Source organism: Pseudomonas sp. B21-019 (genome assembly GCF_024749225.1).
Taxonomy (GTDB): domain Bacteria; phylum Pseudomonadota; class Gammaproteobacteria; order Pseudomonadales; family Pseudomonadaceae; genus Aquipseudomonas.
This window is the reverse complement of record NZ_CP087193.1, coordinates 1,565,671-1,583,128: the sequence shown is the minus strand read 5'-3', so window position 1 is coordinate 1,583,128 and position 17,458 is coordinate 1,565,671. Positions and strand designations below refer to the sequence as shown.

The 17,458-nt window shown below is 61.0% G+C and carries 17 protein-coding genes and 2 pseudogenes; 9 read left to right on the top strand and 10 right to left on the bottom strand.

Going from position 1 to position 17,458, the window contains the following annotated elements; translation table 11 throughout:
* Positions 1–20 precede the first annotated feature (20 nt).
* From relA to LOY36_RS06990, 6 genes and pseudogenes are all read right to left on the bottom strand, one after another.
* Positions 21–2,264, bottom strand: coding sequence for a GTP diphosphokinase (gene relA, locus LOY36_RS07015; RefSeq protein WP_019650383.1), 2,244 nt, complete (start codon positions 2,262–2,264; stop codon positions 21–23).
* A gap of 121 nt (positions 2,265–2,385) precedes the next feature.
* Entirely contained in the window at positions 2,386–3,738 is a 1,353-nt protein-coding gene (gene rlmD / locus LOY36_RS07010) for a 23S rRNA (uracil(1939)-C(5))-methyltransferase RlmD (protein ID WP_258672741.1), read from the bottom strand.
* Positions 3,738–4,640 (bottom strand): cysteine synthase CysM, encoded by a 903-nt coding sequence (gene cysM / locus LOY36_RS07005; protein ID WP_018926292.1) that lies wholly within the window; start codon positions 4,638–4,640, stop codon positions 3,738–3,740. Before cysM ends, rlmD begins: the two co-directional genes overlap by 1 nt.
* A 133-nt stretch (positions 4,641–4,773) precedes the next feature.
* A pseudogene (locus LOY36_RS07000) lies at positions 4,774–4,908 on the bottom strand (DUF1016 N-terminal domain-containing protein); the annotation flags it as partial.
* Positions 4,909–4,910: 2 nt separating this feature from the next.
* A pseudogene (locus LOY36_RS06995) lies at positions 4,911–5,621 on the bottom strand (sensor histidine kinase); the annotation flags it as partial.
* A 13-nt stretch (positions 5,622–5,634) separates the two neighbouring features.
* Complete coding sequence (locus LOY36_RS06990; RefSeq protein ID WP_258672740.1) at positions 5,635–6,357, bottom strand: response regulator transcription factor; 723 nt, start codon at positions 6,355–6,357, stop codon at positions 5,635–5,637.
* A gap of 215 nt (positions 6,358–6,572) precedes the next feature.
* On the opposite strand from LOY36_RS06990, the gene LOY36_RS06985 reads away from it, so the two are divergent.
* Entirely contained in the window at positions 6,573–9,323 is a 2,751-nt protein-coding gene (locus LOY36_RS06985; protein ID WP_258672739.1) for a response regulator, read from the top strand.
* Positions 9,324–9,529: 206 nt separating this feature from the next.
* A complete protein-coding gene (locus LOY36_RS06980; protein ID WP_258672738.1) occupies positions 9,530–10,519 on the top strand; it encodes a 2-hydroxyacid dehydrogenase in 990 nt (329 codons plus the stop codon).
* A 5-nt stretch (positions 10,520–10,524) separates the two neighbouring features.
* Here the strand turns inward: LOY36_RS06980 and LOY36_RS06975 are convergent, their stop codons facing one another.
* A complete protein-coding gene (locus LOY36_RS06975) occupies positions 10,525–10,920 on the bottom strand; it encodes a hypothetical protein (protein ID WP_258672736.1) in 396 nt (131 codons plus the stop codon).
* A gap of 134 nt (positions 10,921–11,054) precedes the next feature.
* On the opposite strand from LOY36_RS06975, the gene LOY36_RS06970 reads away from it, so the two are divergent.
* Together LOY36_RS06970 and LOY36_RS06965 are read left to right on the top strand one after the other, a co-directional pair.
* Positions 11,055–11,489: a hypothetical protein gene (locus LOY36_RS06970; protein ID WP_018926299.1), complete on the top strand. Its 435-nt coding sequence runs from the start codon at positions 11,055–11,057 to the stop codon at positions 11,487–11,489.
* Positions 11,489–11,893 (top strand): META domain-containing protein, encoded by a 405-nt coding sequence (locus LOY36_RS06965; protein ID WP_007937547.1) that lies wholly within the window; start codon positions 11,489–11,491, stop codon positions 11,891–11,893. The genes LOY36_RS06970 and LOY36_RS06965 overlap by 1 nt, the downstream gene beginning before the upstream one ends.
* Positions 11,894–12,095: 202 nt before the next feature.
* Here LOY36_RS06965 and LOY36_RS06960 read toward each other — a convergent pair whose 3' ends face one another.
* On the bottom strand, positions 12,096–12,563 hold the full coding sequence (locus tag LOY36_RS06960) for a TlpA disulfide reductase family protein (RefSeq protein WP_018926300.1): 468 nt from the start codon (positions 12,561–12,563) through the stop codon (positions 12,096–12,098).
* A gap of 114 nt (positions 12,564–12,677) precedes the next feature.
* Here LOY36_RS06960 and arsC point away from each other — a divergent pair, with 114 nt between their 5' ends.
* From arsC to LOY36_RS06945, 3 genes are read left to right on the top strand one after another with little or no spacing between them, the layout of a single operon-like run.
* Positions 12,678–13,031: an arsenate reductase (glutaredoxin) gene (arsC, locus tag LOY36_RS06955; RefSeq protein WP_018926301.1), complete on the top strand. Its 354-nt coding sequence runs from the start codon at positions 12,678–12,680 to the stop codon at positions 13,029–13,031.
* Positions 13,028–13,633 carry an NAD(P)H:quinone oxidoreductase gene (gene wrbA / locus LOY36_RS06950; protein WP_018926302.1) on the top strand — a complete coding sequence of 202 codons (606 nt, stop codon included), beginning with the start codon at positions 13,028–13,030 and terminating at the stop codon, positions 13,631–13,633. Before arsC ends, wrbA begins: the two co-directional genes overlap by 4 nt.
* Positions 13,626–14,051: a DUF2069 domain-containing protein gene (locus LOY36_RS06945; RefSeq protein ID WP_019650376.1), complete on the top strand. Its 426-nt coding sequence runs from the start codon at positions 13,626–13,628 to the stop codon at positions 14,049–14,051. The genes wrbA and LOY36_RS06945 overlap by 8 nt, the downstream gene beginning before the upstream one ends.
* Before the next feature lie 44 nt (positions 14,052–14,095).
* On the opposite strand, the gene LOY36_RS06940 is transcribed toward LOY36_RS06945, so the two are convergent.
* Entirely contained in the window at positions 14,096–14,770 is a 675-nt protein-coding gene (locus LOY36_RS06940) for a DNA-3-methyladenine glycosylase I (RefSeq protein WP_258672735.1), read from the bottom strand.
* Positions 14,771–14,940: 170 nt separating this feature from the next.
* A complete protein-coding gene (ttcA, locus tag LOY36_RS06935; RefSeq protein ID WP_007937538.1) occupies positions 14,941–15,765 on the bottom strand; it encodes a tRNA 2-thiocytidine(32) synthetase TtcA in 825 nt (274 codons plus the stop codon).
* A 431-nt stretch (positions 15,766–16,196) separates the two neighbouring features.
* Here ttcA and LOY36_RS06930 point away from each other — a divergent pair, with 431 nt between their 5' ends.
* Together LOY36_RS06930 and LOY36_RS06925 are read left to right on the top strand one after the other, a co-directional pair.
* A complete protein-coding gene (locus tag LOY36_RS06930) occupies positions 16,197–16,799 on the top strand; it encodes a Yip1 family protein (protein ID WP_019581231.1) in 603 nt (200 codons plus the stop codon).
* A gap of 142 nt (positions 16,800–16,941) precedes the next feature.
* Positions 16,942–17,436 carry a SprT family zinc-dependent metalloprotease gene (locus tag LOY36_RS06925; protein ID WP_258672732.1) on the top strand — a complete coding sequence of 165 codons (495 nt, stop codon included), beginning with the start codon at positions 16,942–16,944 and terminating at the stop codon, positions 17,434–17,436.
* The last annotated feature ends 22 nt before the right edge of the window (positions 17,437–17,458 follow it).

Here is a 17,458-nt window from a genome sequence, read left to right as displayed (position 1 = left end):
TCAATTTCCGTGAAGGTTTCTCACGGTGTGCGGTTACGGCGGGTCTCGATGATGTTCGGCAACTGGGAGATCCGCCCCAGCAACCGCCCCAGCGCATCCAGCCCCGGAATCTCGATGGTCAGGGACATCAACGCAGTGTTGTCCTCTTTGTTCGAGCGGGTGTTGACCGCCAGCACGTTGATCCGCTCGTTGAGCAGCACCTGCGACACGTCACGCAGCAGACCGGAACGGTCGTAAGCGCGAATGATGATGTCCACCGGATAGGTGAGCACCGGCACCGGGCCCCAGCTGACCTGGATGATCCGCTCCGGCTCGCGCCCGGCCAGTTGCAGCACCGAGGCGCAGTCCTGACGGTGGATGCTCACGCCACGGCCCTGGGTGATGTAACCAACGATGGCGTCCCCCGGTAACGGCTGGCAGCAGCCGGCCATCTGGGTCATCAGGTTGCCGACACCCTGGATCTGGATATCGCCGCGCTTGCCCGGTTTATAGCCGGTGGCTTTGCGCGGGATCAGCTCCAACTGTTCGTTGCCGCGTTCCGGCTCGACCAGTTGCTGCGCCAGGTTCACCAGTTGCGCCAGGCGCAAATCGCCTGCGCCCAAGGCAGCGAACATGTCCTCGGCGGTTTTCATGTTGGCCTTTTCAGCCAGCTTGTCGAAATCCACCTGCGGCAGGCCGAGGCGATTGAGTTCGCGCTCGAGCAAGGTTTTACCGGCCGCAACGTTCTGATCGCGGGCTTGCAGCTTGAACCAGTGAACAATCTTCGCCCGCGCCCGCGACGTGGTGATGTAACCCAGGTTCGGGTTCAGCCAGTCGCGGCTCGGAGTGCCGTGCTTGCTGGTGATGATCTCAACCTGTTCACCGGTTTGCAGGCTGTAGTTGAGCGGCACGATGCGCCCGTTGATCTTGGCGCCGCGGCAGTTGTGACCGATTTCGGTGTGCACGCGGTAAGCGAAGTCCAGCGGTGTCGCGCCCTTCGGCAAGTCGATGGCATGACCGTCGGGAGTGAAGATATAAACCCGGTCCGGCTCGATATCGACCCGCAGCTGTTCGGCAAGGCCGCCGATATCGCCCAGCTCTTCGTGCCACTCGAGAACCTGACGCAGCCAGGAGATTTTCTCTTCGTAGTGGTTCGAGCCGGACTTGACGTCGGTGCCCTTGTATCGCCAGTGCGCGCAAACCCCCAGCTCGGCTTCTTCGTGCATGGCGTGGGTGCGGATCTGCACTTCCAGCACCTTGCCTTCAGGGCCGATTACCGCGGTGTGCAGCGAGCGGTAGCCATTCTCTTTCGGGTTGGCGATGTAGTCGTCGAATTCTTTCGGGATGTGCCGCCACAGGGTGTGGACGATGCCAAGCGCGGTGTAGCAGTCGCGCATTTCCGGCACCAGCACGCGAACGGCGCGCACGTCGTAGATCTGGCTGAACTCCAGACCCTTGCGCTGCATTTTGCGCCAGATCGAATAGATGTGTTTGGCCCGGCCGCTGATGTCGGCATCGACGCCGGTGGCCTGCAACTCGTTCTTGAGCTGGGTCATCACATCGCTGATGAAGCGCTCGCGATCCAGCCGTCGCTCGTGGAGCAACTTGGCGATCTGCTTGTACTGGTCGGGCTCCAGGTAACGGAAGGACAAGTCCTCCAGTTCCCACTTGATATGACCGATACCGAGGCGGTGAGCCAGCGGCGCATAGATGTCGAAGACTTCACGGGCGACGCGGTTACGCTTCTCGTCGTCGGCGGTTTTCACCGCGCGGATCGCGCAGGTGCGTTCGGCCAGTTTGATCAGCGCGACGCGCACGTCGTCGACCATGGCCACGAGCATCTTGCGCAGGTTTTCCACCTGGCCTTGGGTGCCCATCACCATGGATTTACGCGGACTCAGACTGTCACTGATCGCCGCCATGCGTTGCACGCCGTCAATCAGTTTGGCGACCACCGGGCCGAAGCGCTGGCTGACCGCCGGCAACTGGATCTGGCCTTCGCGCACGCCGCGGTACAAGACTGCCGCGACCAACGAATCCTGATCGAGTTTGAGGTCGGCGAGAATCTCGGCGATCTCAAGGCCGGTGCGGAAACTCGAGGTCCCTTCGGACCACAGGTTTTTCGCCGCATTGGCTTGTTGTTCGGCCTCGCGAGCGAACTCGCAGGCTTCTTTCAAGGCTTCGCGATCCAGTGCTGTATCGATACTGACCGCGTGATCGAGCCAAGCCTCGAGATTGATACTGCCGTCAGTGTTGATCGGCTGGTGTGCTCTCACCTGTACCATCTTGCTTTACCTTCCCTACGACGCAGATTCAATGCGTCAAATCGCTGACCTTCATTGTCCGGGCGCCCCGCCGGGCTGATGCGTGGCGGCACGGACGGTCAGTCGGACCAGACGAGCCATCCTAGCTCGCTTCAAATAACGCCATGGCCTCGACATGCGCCGTTTGAGGAAACATATCGAGAATCCCGGCACGTTTTAACCGGTAGCCCTGCTTGATCAATTCGACCGTGTCGCGCGCCAGAGTTGCAGGGTTGCACGACACATAAACCAATCGTTCGGCACCCAGGGATGCAAGCTTGCGCACCACCTCGAAAGCACCGTCGCGAGGTGGGTCCAAGAGTACCGCACAAAAGCCTTCGCTGGCCCATTCGGCATCAGCCAAAGGCTGGGATAAATCGGCCTGAAAAAATTTCGCGTTATGCAAATTATTACTAGCGGCGTTCGCGGCGGCCCGCTCGACCATGGCCTGCACACCTTCCACCGCCACCACTTCACGAACGGTCCTGGCCAGCGGCAAGGCAAAGTTGCCCAACCCGCAGAACAGGTCCAGAACCCGCTCATCGGCTTTCGGCGCCAACCATTCCAGCGCCTGAGCGATCATCGCTTCGTTGACCCCGGCATTGACCTGGATGAAATCTCCAGGCCGATACGCCAGGTTCAAGTCCCACTGTTCAAGGCGATAGCCCAGGGACTGATCGGCCTCGACCGGTTGCGGCTCGCCGTCGCCATGCAGCCACAACTGGGCCTCATGGAGCGCGCAGAATTCCTTGAGGATCGTCATGTCGGCTTCGGACAACGGCGCCATGTGCCGCAGCAATACCGCCAATGACGAACCGCTGAACAATTCCACATGCCCCAGTGCCTGAGGTTTGCTCAAGCGCCGCAGCATGTCCGGCAAGCGGGTCATGATCGGTTGCAAGGGCTGTACCAGCACCGGGCACTCGTTGATGGCGACGATGTCCTGGCTGCCGGCGGCGCGGAAACCGACTTCGAGTTTTTTCGCCTTCATGTCCCAACGCACCGCCACCCGGGCACGACGCCGATAGCCGAATTCCGGACCGCTCAATGGCGCAGCCCACTCTTCGGGTTCGACACCGGCGACCCGCGACAACTGCTCGGCGAGCATGCGCTGTTTCAGGGCGAGCTGTTCGTTGTGGGGCAGATGCTGCACGCTGCAACCACCGCAGCGACCGGCATGGGCGCACGGTGCCGGGCGGCGCAATTGGCTGGCCTGGAACACCCGCTCGGTACGCGCCTCGACCACTTTACCGTGGGCACCCAAGACCCGCGCCTCGACTTCTTCACCGGCCAAGGCGCCGATGACGAACCAGGTGCGACCTTCAAAAAACGCGATACCGCGACCGTCATTAGCCAGGCGCTCGATGGTCAAGCGCTGCTTTTTGCCGGTCGGGACTTGCGGGGCCTTGCTACCGCCCGTGGGCTGGAAGCGCAGGCCTCTCTCTTGCTTGGCCATCAGTTGGGTGCGTCGAAAATGCCGGTCGACAAGTAACGGTCGCCACGGTCACAGATGATCGCGACAATCACCGCGTTTTCAACTTCTTTGGACAGGCGCAGCATCGCCGCCACGGCACCGCCCGAAGACACGCCGCAGAAAATGCCTTCTTCGCGCGCCAGACGACGGGTCACGTCCTCGGCCTCGCTTTGCGCCATGTCGACGATCCGGTCCACGCGATCGGCCTGATAAATCTTTGGCAGGTATTCCTGCGGCCAGCGGCGGATGCCCGGAATTGCCGAGCCTTCCATGGGTTGCAGACCGATGATCTGCACGTTCTCGTTCTGTTCTTTCAGGTAGCGCGAGACACCCATGATGGTGCCGGTGGTGCCCATCGAGCTGACGAAATGCGTGATGGTGCCCTGGGTCTGACGCCAGATTTCCGGACCGGTGGTGGTGTAGTGCGCCTCGGGGTTGTCACCGTTGGCGAACTGATCGAGCACCTTGCCACGGCCTTCGGCTTCCATTCGCTGGGCGAGGTCGCGCGCGCCTTCCATGCCTTCTTCCTGGCTGACCAGAATCAGCTCGGCACCATAGGCCGTCATCGCGGCTTTACGCTCGGCGCTGGAGTTGTCCGGCATGATCAGGATCATCTTGTAACCCTTGATCGCGGCGGCCATGGCCAGGGCGATCCCGGTGTTGCCCGAGGTCGCTTCGATCAGCGTATCGCCGACGTGGATCTGCCCGCGCAATTCGGCGCGGGTGATCATCGACAGCGCCGGACGATCCTTGACCGAACCCGCCGGGTTGTTCCCTTCGAGCTTGAGCAAAAGCGTGTTGCTGGTGACGCCAGGCAGGCGCTGCAAACGGACCAGCGGAGTGTTGCCGACGCAATCGGCGATGGTTGGGTACTGCAAGGTCATGGCGTATTCGCAATCCGGACTGCGGGGGCGCCTATCATACCGGCAAACGTGCGCAGGCCATATCACGCAAAGTAAGGGGCTTATGGCTTATGGGAATAAGCAGCTGAATCAGTACTCTTCACCTTGCGTGACATTTACTCTGGCTGAAGATGATCAGGTTGTGCGACCAGGACAATTGTCGCACCAGTGGTGCGACTTTCTCTTCAGCGCGATAACTCTCATAGAACTGGCACATGCGAAACAAATTCGACGGGGTAAACCCGCGCAGCCTCAAGGCAACATACAAGGAGCAAGGCTTGCCCGCGATGGCGAGGACACGGTTAAAACGTCATGTGCTAACAACCGCATATTCAACCGCAACCCAGTATCAGTGTTCTCAGCCCACAAACTCCCGCCCTGCCGCTGCACCGCATTCCTCGCAATGCTCAACCCCAACCCGAACCCACCCTCCCCCGGCCGTGAACCGTCGAGCCGGATGAACGGCGAGAAGATCCGCTCAAGATCCTCGTCAGCCACCCCACCGCCCTCGTCCTCCAGCCACAGATGCCAGAAGTCGCCATCGCGCCTGCCATCGAGCGTCACGACAGCTCCCTTCGGTGAATGACGAATGGCATTGCGCAGAATATTTTCCAGCGCCAGGGCCAGGGTATTGAGATGGCCGCGCACCCAGCAGGAGGCATCCACCGCACAGTTCAATTGACTCGCCGGCCAGCCACTTTCATAACAGGCGTTTTCCGTGAGCATTTCCCACAAGGCCTGGACCTGGATCGCTTCATCGGGCAACGGCGTGCGCTCGGTGTCGAGCCAGGCCAGTTGCAGCGCATCCTCGACCAGGCGCTGCATGCCGTCGACTTCCCGGCCAATGCGTTCGCGCAACTGCTCCAGGTCCTGCTCACTTTCGCAGGCCACCCGCAATCGGCTGAGTGGCGTGCGCAATTCGTGGGACAGATCGCACAGCAGTTGCTGTTGCAGGGCCACCGTGCGGCCCGGTACGTCAGACCACGTCATCGGCTGCACTCAATACGTACCCCTTGCCCCAAACCGTGCGCACTTCGCGCTCGGTGTAACCGATGGCCTTGAGCTTGCGGCGAATCTGGCTGATGTGCATGTCGAGGCTGCGGTCATGGGGCGCATAACCGCGCTGCAATACCTGCTGATAAAGGAATGGCTTGCTCAACACTTCATCGCCGTTGCGGTTCAGCGTGTCCAGCAAGCGGTATTCGCTGCGGGTCAGGCCGGCCGCGTACTCGCCCCAAAAGACCTCGCCCAGTTCATCATCAAAACGCAGGCAGTCCATCGCCGGAGCAATCGGTGCCGGCACCGGTCGACGGTCGAGCGCCACCCGCCGCAGGATCGCTTCGATGCGCACCCGCAACTCGGCCATGCTGAAAGGCTTGGGCAGGTAATCGTCGGCCCCGAGGCGAAAACCACTGATGCGATCCGCCTCGGCACCCAGCGCCGACATCAGCACCACTGGCGTGGAATGGCTCTGGCGCAATTGAGTCAGCACCGCCAGGCCATCGAGCCCCGGCAACAGAATATCCATCAACACCACATCGAAGGCCTGCTGGCGCGCAATCGCCAGGCCTTCCTGCCCGTTCTGGCACCAGGTCACCTGAAAACCGCAGCGCCCCAGATGCTCATGAACATAGGCACCGAGCACTGGATCGTCTTCGATAGATAGGATGCGAGGATGGCCAATCGCGATGGGAGTCATGAGTATCTGCAAATAATTCTCAATTGCTGATTATTCAAGATTGCCTCTCCAGGGGCAACCCAAGGTTTGTCTCCCTGGACCAAAGCATTGAACTGACCGACGAATGACGACATCAATTTTACGAAGATTGCCCGCATGCAAATCGCTACACTGCGCAGGTGGCGCGTGCCGGACGCATGTGCAGGTCAATAAACAGCTGGATGCAGGAGAGATGCGTGCTCAAGAAACTGGGAATTAAAGGCCGCGTGCTGTTACTGACCCTGTTGCCGACCACCCTGATGGCGTTGGTTCTGGGCGGCTATTTCACCTGGATGCAGCAATCGGACCTGCAAGCCCAGCTCATGCAACGCGGCGAAATGATCGCCGAACAGCTGGCACCGTTGGTGGCCCCGGCCATGGGTCGCAAAGACAACGAGCTGCTGGAGCGCATCGCCACCCAGTCCCTGGAACAGACCGACGTGCGCGCGGTGACCTTCCTCGCCCCCGACCGCACGCCGCTGGCCCATGCCGGCCCGACCATGCTCAATCAGGCGCCCCTGGGCTACGGTTCACAGTTGCTGCGCCGCAGTGGCAATGACGCCACGCGTTACCTGCTGCCGGTGTTCGGTAAACACCGCAACCTGGCCGGCGACCTGATCCCCGATGAAGCCGACCGCCTGCTGGGCTGGGTCGAACTCGAACTGTCCCACAACGGCATGCTGCTGCGCGGTTACCGCAGCCTGTTCGCCAGCCTGCTGCTGATCGGCGGAGGCCTGGCCGGTGCGGCGCTGCTGGCATTACGCATGGGCCGAACCATCAACCGGCCATTGAGCCAGATCAAACAAGCCGTGGCGCAACTCAAGGACGGTCATCTGGAAACCCGCCTGCCGCCCCTCGGCAGCCAGGAACTGGATGAACTGGCGTCCGGCATCAACCGCATGGCCGGGACGCTGCAGAACGCTCAGGAAGAATTGCAAAACAGCGTCGACCAGGCCACCGAAGACGTGCGTCAGAACCTGGAAACCATCGAAATCCAGAACATCGAGCTGGACCTGGCGCGCAAGGAAGCCCTGGAGGCGAGCCGGATCAAGTCCGAGTTCCTGGCCAACATGAGCCATGAAATCCGCACGCCGCTCAACGGCATTCTCGGCTTCACGCACCTGCTGCAAAAAAGCGAACTGACGCCGCGCCAGCTCGATTACCTGGGCACCATCGAAAAGTCTGCCGACAGCCTGTTGGGGATCATCAACGAGATTCTCGATTTCTCGAAAATCGAGGCCGGCAAACTGGTGCTAGACCATATTCCGTTCAACCTGCGCGACCTGCTGCAAGACACCCTGAACATCCTCGCCCCGGCCGCCCACGCCAAAGAGCTTGAACTGGTGAGCCTGGTTTATCGCGATACGCCACTGTCGCTGGTGGGCGATCCGCTGCGACTCAAGCAGATCCTCACCAACCTTGTGAGCAATGCGATCAAGTTCACCCGCGAAGGCACCATCGTCGCCCGGGCGATGCTCGAAGAAGAGCATGAAGACAGCGTGCAGCTGCGCATCAGCATTCAGGACACCGGCATCGGTCTGTCGAACCAGGACGTGCGCGCCCTGTTCCAGGCCTTCAGCCAGGCCGATAACTCGTTGTCCCGACAACCCGGCGGCACCGGCCTCGGATTGGTGATTTCCAAACGGCTGATCGAACAAATGGGCGGTGAGATCGGCGTCGACAGCACGCCGGGCGAAGGCTCGGAGTTCTGGATCAGCCTGAGCCTGCCCAAAACCCGCGACGACGCCGAAGACCTGCCCGGCCCACCATTGCTCGGGCAGCGGGTGGCTGTCCTGGAAAACCATGAACTGGCCCGTCAGGCATTGCAGCATCAACTGGAAGACTGCGGCCTGAGCGTCACGCCGTTCAATACCCTGGAAAGCCTGGCCAATGGCGTGACCGGCGCCCACCAGACCGATCAGGCAATCGGCCTGGCGGTGCTCGGCATCACCAGCAACGACATGCCGCCGGAGCGCCTCAACCAGCACATCTGGGATCTTGAACACCTGGGCTGCAGAGTGCTGGTGCTGTGCCCGACCACCGAACTGACGCTGTTCCATCTCTCGGTGCCCAACCCCCACAGCCAGCTCCAGTCCAAACCCGCCTGCACCCGCAAGCTGCGTCGGGCCCTGTCTGATCTGGTCAACCCGCGCCAGCAGCGCAGCGACCCCGCCGAGCCGGTTTCCAGCCGCGCGCCGAAGGTCCTTTGCGTGGACGACAACCCGGCCAACCTGCTGCTGGTGCAAACCCTGCTCGAAGACATGGGCGCCAAGGTGCTCGCGGTAGAAAGCGGTTACGCCGCGGTCAAGGCCGTGCAGAACGAGACTTTCGATCTGGTGTTGATGGACGTGCAAATGCCCGGCATGGATGGGCGCCAAAGCACCGAAGCCATTCGCCAATGGGAAAGCGAGCGGCATTGCACGCCACTGCCGGTCGTGGCCCTCACCGCCCATGCGATGGCCAATGAAAAACGCGCATTGCTGCAAAGCGGCATGGACGACTACCTGACCAAACCCATCAGCGAACGGCAACTGGCGCAAGTGGTGTTGAAATGGACGGGCCTGGCGCTGCGCAATCAGGGTCCGGAGCGTAATAGCGATAACAACAGCGGTCATGAATTGCAGGTGCTCGACCACGAAGAAGGCCTGCGCCTGGCGGCCGGCAAGGCCGATCTGGCGGCGGACATGCTGGCCATGCTGCTGGCCTCCCTGGAAGCCGACCGCGAGGCCATCCGCGTGGCCCGTGAAGCCAACGACCAGAACGCCCTGATCGAGCGGGTCCATCGCCTGCACGGGGCAACCCGTTATTGCGGCGTCCCGCAACTGCGCGCCGCCTGCCAGCGCAGCGAAACCCTGCTCAAGCAACAGGACCCGAAAGCCCCCGTCGCGCTGGAAGAACTCGAACGCGCCATCAATCGCCTCGCGGCCCATGCGCGCATCAATGCCTGATGCAGCGCAATAACGTCGGCGGGCCTGAACGCTAAACTCAGCGCCTCTGTAGCAGCTGCCGAAGGCTGCGTCCGGCGGCGCAGCCGTCGTAAAACCTGCATCCGCGGTTTACCTGAAAGACCGCGGTGCCTGATTTCACGACGGCTGCGCCGCCGAACGCAGGCTTCGCCAGCTGCTACGGGGTTTGAGACTTCCAGAAGGACAGCATGCGCACGATTCTTTTCAGCAGCCAGACCTACGACCGCGACAGTTTTCTCGCCGCCGACCTGCCCGTCGGCATCGAACTGCATTTCCAGCCGGCGCGACTGAGCCTCGACACGGCGGCGCTGGCCGAGCATCACGAGGTGGTCTGCGCCTTCATCAACGATGACCTCAGCGCGCCGGTGCTTGAACGCCTGTCAGCAGGCGGCACACGCCTGATCGCCCTGCGCTCGGCCGGTTACAACCATGTCGACCTCGCGGCGGCGAAGCGCCTGGGGCTGACGGTTGTGCGAGTCCCAGCCTACTCGCCCCACGCCGTGGCCGAACATGCGGTGGCGTTGATCCTGGCGCTCAACCGCCGTCTGCACCGCGCCTACAACCGTACCCGCGAGGGCGATTTCAGTCTGCACGGGTTGACCGGTTTCGACCTGGTGAACAAGACCGTCGGCGTGGTCGGCACCGGGCAGATCGGCGCGACCTTCGCGAAAATCATGCACGGCTTCGGCTGCCAATTGCTGGCCTATGACCCCTATCCGAACCCACAGGTCGAAGCCCTCGGTGCGCGCTACCTGAGCTTGCCGCAACTGCTGGCCGAGTCGCAGATCATCAGCCTGCATTGCCCGCTCAACGAGCAGAGCAAACATTTGATCAACCGCGAGTCATTGGCGCACATGCGGCCCGGCGCGATGTTGATCAACACCGGGCGCGGCGGTCTGGTGGACACGCCGGCGCTGATTGATGCGTTGAAAGACGGTCAATTGGGGTATCTGGGGCTGGATGTCTATGAAGAGGAGGCGCAGTTGTTCTTCGAGGACCGCTCCGACCTGCCACTGCAAGACGATGTGCTGGCGCGCCTGCTGACCTTTCCGAACGTGATCATCACCGCACACCAGGCCTTTCTCACTCGCGAAGCCCTGGGCGCGATTGCCGCGACCACGTTGCAGAACATCGCGGCCTGGGCGGCCGGTTCGCCACAGAATCGGGTCGAGGGCTGAACGGCTCAGGCCTTGGACAAAAGGATCATCAGCGCCAGCCAGCCGAAACCGATCAAGCGCTGCCCCAGTGAATGCCCGCGACGCAGCAGGAACCAGACAAAAAACGGCGGCAGAAAGAAAATCATCAGTTTCAGCCAGAGTTCCACCGGACGCGGTCCATTGAGCACCGGTACCGGGACCTCAGCCTGGATTTCGGTTTTTCGTTTACGCCCGAAGGCGGCCGGGGTCACCCGAGGCACACTCTCGTTGCTCGGCAAACGCCCGAAAGAAAGCGGTGCTTCCACAGGCGCTGCCGTCGAAGTGGCCGCTTGCACCGTTGCCGCAGGCGCACCGCAATGAATGCAAGCAGGCGCCGTGGAGCTGATGCTTTGCTTGCACTCGTAACATTCGATCAACGCCATTTCTGTTCCTTAGAGATGCAAAAGTGGCAGTTTGCCATGGATTAGCAAGCAATTTGAACCTGATCGAAGGTCACATGCCCACGCCATGCTGCGCTGATGCCCGTGCTAGCATATCGCGCATATTTGGAGGACCCATGGTCGAACACGATTTCCGCTACAGCCTGATGAACCCACAACACACCCTCACTGAATGCCGCGCCCTGGTGCCGGGGCGTTATCAAGTCACCGGCAACGGCGGTTCGATTCGCAATAACGACGTGCTGGTAGTGACCCTCAAAGGCAGCAAGGACTTGTCCATGCGCCTGACTGTCGAAACGGTTCGCCACCTGATCAATCCGCCCGGCCAATGGGTCGCGGTGGCCAGTGGTCCGGTGTTCGGCGAACTGGCGATCCACACCTGGAAAGTCAACTGCGACAGCTGCGCCAAAGAGCTGAGCTTCGAGTTCGCGGTCGACGCCAAGCTGGGCAACAAGGCTGAAAAACCGGCCGCCACCGCACGGATTGCCGAACTGGGCTGGACCGCAGCCGGCGAAAAACACCTGTGCCCGAAGTGCCAGGAGCCTGCGTGATGAAACGCCTTGCTCTGACCACGATGGTCGGTGCCAGCCTGCTGGGCTGCGCCGCCGAGCCGGTAAAGTTGCAACAGAACCGCAGTTACATTCTGGAGTGGATCGGCGAACGTCCGCTGATGGACTATAGCCACCTGACCATCACGCTCGGTGACGACGGCCGGGCCTACGGTAACGGCGGCTGCAACCACTGGTTCGCGCCATATTCCCTGGAAGGTGAAAAGCTCAGCTTCGGCAAGATCGGCAGCACCCGCAAACTCTGCGCGCCGGCATTGATGGAGCAGGAAAAACGCTTCCTGCAGGCGCTGGAAAACGTTCAGCGCTGGGACGTCTCACCGATTGATCAGATGCGCTTCTGGCCGGCCGAAGGCAAGCCATTGCGTTGGTGGCTTGAAGAGGGTTGATGCCCCTCGGTTGTAGCCAAGTGACTTGTGGCGAGGGGGCTTGCCCCCGTTCGGCTGCGCAGCAGTCGCAAAACGTACACGCGCAATGTCTGATGAAACGAGGTTTCAGGGTTTAGGGCTGCTTCGCAGCCCAACGGGGGCAAGCCCCCTCGCCACAAAGCCCCCTCGCCACAAAGCTCCCTCGCCACAGGTCGGTGCTCGGTCAGTTGGTCGCCTGCAACGCCTCAAGCTTCGCCATCACCCCCGCCGCCGTCTGCTCGCCCATCAACTGTTCCCGCACCTTGCCCTTGTTATCAATGATGTAAGTCACTGGCAGCGCTTCACTGCGCGGCAATTCGAAAAGGTCGGCCGGATCCTGGGCCAGCACGGTGAACTTGATCCCCAGTTTCTCACTGGCGCCTTTGAGCTCTTCGCCCTGCACATTGTCGAAGTTGACCCCGAACACGCCGATCTTCTTGCCCTGGAGCTGCTCGGCCAACACATTCAGCTGTGGGATTTCGGTCCGGCACGGGCTGCACCACTCGGCCCAGTAATTGAGCACCAGCCATTGTTTGTCCAGACGCTCGGCGGCGACCTTGTGACCATTCTGGTCGATGCCATAGTCGTTGCCACAGCCCCCCAGCAATAACGCCCCCATGATCGCCAATGCTGCTGCCAGTCGCCTTGTCATGTCTCAATCCTTGTCAAAAATAGAATGCACCTGCGACCCATCGCCTCCCAAGGTTCTGGATTACGCGCCGCACAGTTAGAATAGCCGCCACTTTACGCAAGAAGCGACCCGCACATGACCGATCTGACGCTTTATCACAACCCGCGCTGCTCGAAATCCCGCGGTGCGCTCGAACTCATCGAAGCCCGTGGCCTGACGCCAACGGTCGTCCGCTACCTGGAAACACCGCTGGACGCCGCGCAAATCCAGAGCCTGCTGAGCAAACTCGGCATCAGCGCCCGGCAATTGCTGCGCACCGGCGAGGACGAGTACAAAACCCTCAACCTGGCCGATAGCAGTTTGAGCGAGGCGCAATTGATCGCCGCCATCGCCGCACACCCGAAACTCATGGAGCGGCCGATTCTCGAAGTCGGTGACAAAGCCATCATCGGCCGTCCGCCGGAGAATGTACTGGAGTTGCTGCCGTGAGCGCGCCGTACATTCTGGTGCTGTATTACAGCCGCAGCGGCTCGACCAATGAAATGGCCCGGCAGATTGCCCGTGGCGTCGAGCAGGCCGGCCTTGAAGCCAGGTTGCGCACGGTGCCGGCGATCTCCACTGAGTGCGAAGCCGTGGCGCCGGATATTCCCGATGAAGGCGCGCTGTACGCCAGCCTCGACGATTTGAAGAACTGCGCCGGCCTGGCCCTGGGCAGCCCGACCCGCTTCGGCAACATGGCGGCGCCGCTCAAGTACTTCCTCGACGGCACCAGCAACCTGTGGCTGACCGGCGCCCTGGTGGGAAAACCGGCCGGGGTCTTCACCTCGACCGCCAGCCTGCACGGCGGCCAGGAAACCACTCTGCTGTCGATGATGCTGCCGTTGCTGCACCACGGCATGTTGATCACCGGCCTGCCTTACAGTGAATCGGCGCTGCTGGAAACCCGTGGCGGCGGCACGCCTTACGGCGCCAGTCATCACGCCGGGGCCGATGGCAAAAGCGGTTTGAACGAACATGAAGTCGCTCTGTGCCGTGCCTTGGGCCTTCGCCTGGCGAAGACTGCGCAGAAACTGGAGAGCCATCGTGGCTAAGAAGCCTAAGGTCTTGCCTGCCATCGAATGGCTCGAACCGCGTGTACGAACGATGCGCGTCATCAGCCTGCTGTGCTTTTTCGGCCTGGCGGGACTGCTTTGCGCCTACTACCTGGTGTTCGCCGACCTGCATGGCGCGCGGCCGTGGGTGATTCTGCTGATCGAACTGGTGCCGCTGCTGTTGCTGGCGCCGGGGATGATCGTCGGCAGTGCCCGTGGGCATTCGTGGATGTGTTTTGTGGTGAACCTGTATTTCATCAAAGGCGCATTGGCCGCCTATGACCCGAACCGGCAGCTGTTCGGTTTGCTGGAGATGGGCGCGAGCCTGGCGGTGTTCTGCTCGGCGATGCTGTATGTGCGGTGGCGGTATCAGTTGAACCGCAAGTTGGCGGGGGAAGGCGAGATTTCCGTCGCCTGATCTGACGCCTTCGCGGGCAAGCCCGCGAAGGCCGCAACCCGGTCTCAATGATTGACGGTATACGCCAGCATCATCGAAATCTGGCTCATCGGCCGTCCACCACTCTCTTCGTGCCATTGGTTGAACGCATTCTGCACCGTGGCCAGGTCGCGGAAACTGCTCGGCACCTTGTCGATGATCTGCTGTGCATTCAGCGCTGCCACCACGTCGTAGCTCGGCACGAAGGTGTCCTTGCCGACCATCCGCAAGAATCGCGGTGCGGATAACCCGCCCAACTGATGGCCGTGTTTTTTCAGGTAGGTCCACAAGCCGACGATATCGGTTACCGGCCAGTCGGCGATCAACGCACCGAAACTACCCTTCTCATGGGCCACGTCCAGAATGAACTGCGCATTGCGCGGCACACTCTTGAGCTTGCCCAGGTGGCGGATAATTCGCGCGTCCTGCATCAAGCGCTCCAGATGTTCAGCGCTCATCAGCACGACTTTTTCCGGGTCGAACTTGAAGAACACTTCTTCGAACGCCGGCCACTTGGCATCCACCAGGCTGTGCTTGAGCCCGGCACGGAATACCCGCAACGCCATGGTCGAGAGGTAGCGGTCGTCGCTGATCTTGCGCAATTGCGCCGGGGTCTTGGGAACCGGCAGATGGGCTTCCAGTTCAGCCGCCGAACCGAAGCGGTTCAGACAGTATTCGTGCAGCCACTTGTAATCGCGCATGCCCTCTCCTATGGGATGAAACGGATCTATGGGAGCCCCGTGGTGAGGGGGCTTGCCCCCGTTTGAGTGCGTAGCACTCACAAAATCTTTGGTGCATCCGCAATTTGGGCCGCTTCGCAGCCTAACGGGGGGCAAGCCCCCTCACCACAGGCTCGCTCCCACAATTTTGTTCAGAGGTTCACTACGTTGACGAACCGCGATGCCGCGCTTTCGTCGATACGCAGGTTGGTGAAGTCGAACAGGTTGCGGTCCGCCAGTTGCGACGGGATCACGTTCTGCAGGCTGCGGAAAATGCTCTCGGTGCGGCCCGGGGTCTTGCGTTCCCACTCCTGCAGCATCTCTTTAACCACCTGGCGTTGCAGGTTTTCCTGGGAGCCGCAGAGGTTGCACGGGATGATCGGGAATTGCTTGAGGTCCGAGTAGGCCTGAATGTCTTTTTCGTTGCAGTAGGCCAGCGGGCGAATCACCACGTTGCGCCCGTCGTCGGCGCGCAGCTTTGGCGGCATGGCCTTGAGCGAGCCGTTGAAGAACATGTTCAGGAAGAACGTCTCGACGATGTCGTCGCGGTGGTGACCGAGGGCCATTTTGGTCGCGCCGATTTCATCGGCAAAGGTGTAGAGCGTGCCGCGACGCAGGCGCGAGCACAGCGAGCAAGTGGTCTTGCCTTCCGGGATCAGCTCCTTGACCACCGAGTAGGTGTCTTTCTCGACGATGTGGTACTCGATGCCCAGTTCTTTGAGGTAAGCCGGCAGCACGTGCTCGGGGAAGCCTGGTTGCTTCTGGTCCATGTTCACGGCGACGATCTCAAACTTGATCGGGGCGACTTTCTGCAAATGCATCAGCACATCGAGCATGGTGTAGCTGTCCTTGCCACCGGACAGGCAGACCATGACCTTGTCGCCGTCTTCAATCATGTTGAAATCGGCAACAGCCTCACCGGCCTGGCGGCGCAGGCGCTTTTGCAGTTTGTTCTGGTTGACCGTAAGAGTGCCCATGACGCGAAATCCGTGAGGTGTGACGAAAGGCCGGCATTTTACGCAAAAACCCTGACGGGGCGAAGCCTGCACTTATATGACTTGAGCATACCCCTGTGGCGAGGGAGCTTGCTCCCGCTCGGCTGCGCAGCAGTCGCAAAACCTGCCGCCGCGGTTTGCCTGACACAACAGGGTGGACTGTTTTGGGGCCGCTTCGCGCCCCAGCGGGAGCAAGCTCCCTCGCCACAGGTTCCATTCGGCACAGACCTTGCGGCGATTAACAAGATTGTTTACAGCGCGATTTGCTCTAAAGCCCTCGCACTATTGCAAGTAACTCCTTTCTATACTGCGACATAAGGTCGCACACGTATTCAGACCTGTTCTTACCTGGCCACTTTGGCCCGTAAGCGCTCCGCTGGGGGGCGATGGCAACAACAAGAGGAGTGACTGGCATGATCCATCACGTAGTGGGACTCTTTACCCACCCTGACCAGGAATGGAAAGAAATCCGTGGCGACGAGGAAGAAAGCATCAGCCACATGTACCTGACGCACACCCTGATTCTGGCGGCGATCCCTGCCATATCGGCGTTTATCGGCACCACACAAGTCGGCTGGGTCATCGGTAATCGAGCGCCAGTCATGCTGACTATGGAAAGCGCGCTATGGATGACCATCATGTCGTACCTGGCGATGCTTGGCGGTGTCGCAGTGATGGGCGCCTTCATTCACTGGATGGCCCGCACCTATGACGCCAACCCGAGCCTGGCTCGCTGTATCGCGTTCGCCACGTACACCGCGACCCCATTGTTCATCGGCGGCCTGGCGGCGCTGTACCCGCACTTGTGGCTGGGGATGATCGTCGGCACCGCGGCTGTCTGTTACACGGTGTACCTGCTGTATGTGGGGCTACCAACGTTCATGAACATTCCATCGGACGAGGGTTTCCTGTTCTCGAGCTCGGTGCTCGCCGTAGGACTGGTGGTGCTGGTGGCCATCATGGCGTTTACCGTGATTGTCTGGGGCCTGGGCGTGGGCCCCGTCTATACCAACTGACAACCCCACATAAAAACACGTTCCGCCACTACAGGCCGCCGCAAGGCGGCCTTCTAATGCGAGCAACGACCATTCGGCACCTGAGCGATTCGCAAGCCCTCGGGGTTGCGGCATACTCGACATCCTTGGAGACCCATCAAGCATGCCCGAGCAACTCAATACCCGCGTCGAAGACTGTTTCCTGCTAGCCGAATCCTTTTTCAAACGACCTTTCAAACGCCCCGTGGTGAGCCTCAAGCTGCGCGGGCAAAAAGCCGGTGTCGCGCATTTGCACGAGAACCTGCTGCGCTTCAACCCGCAGCTGTACCGGGAAAACACCGAAGACTTCCTCAAGCAGACCGTGGCGCATGAAGTCGCGCACCTGATCGCCCATCAACTGTTCGGCGACCGCATCCAGCCCCATGGCGAAGAATGGCAACTGATCATGCGCGGCGTCTACGAACTGCCGCCCAACCGCTGCCACACCTATGACGTCAAACGCCGCAGCGTGACCCGCTACATCTACAAATGCCCGTGCGCCGACAGCGATTTCCCGTTTTCGGCCCAGCGCCATAGCCTGGTACGCCAGGGGCGGCGGTATTTGTGCCGGCGCTGTCGCAGTACGTTGGTGTTCAGTGGGGAGATGCGAGTCGAATAAGTTGAATTTCGGCCGGGACAGA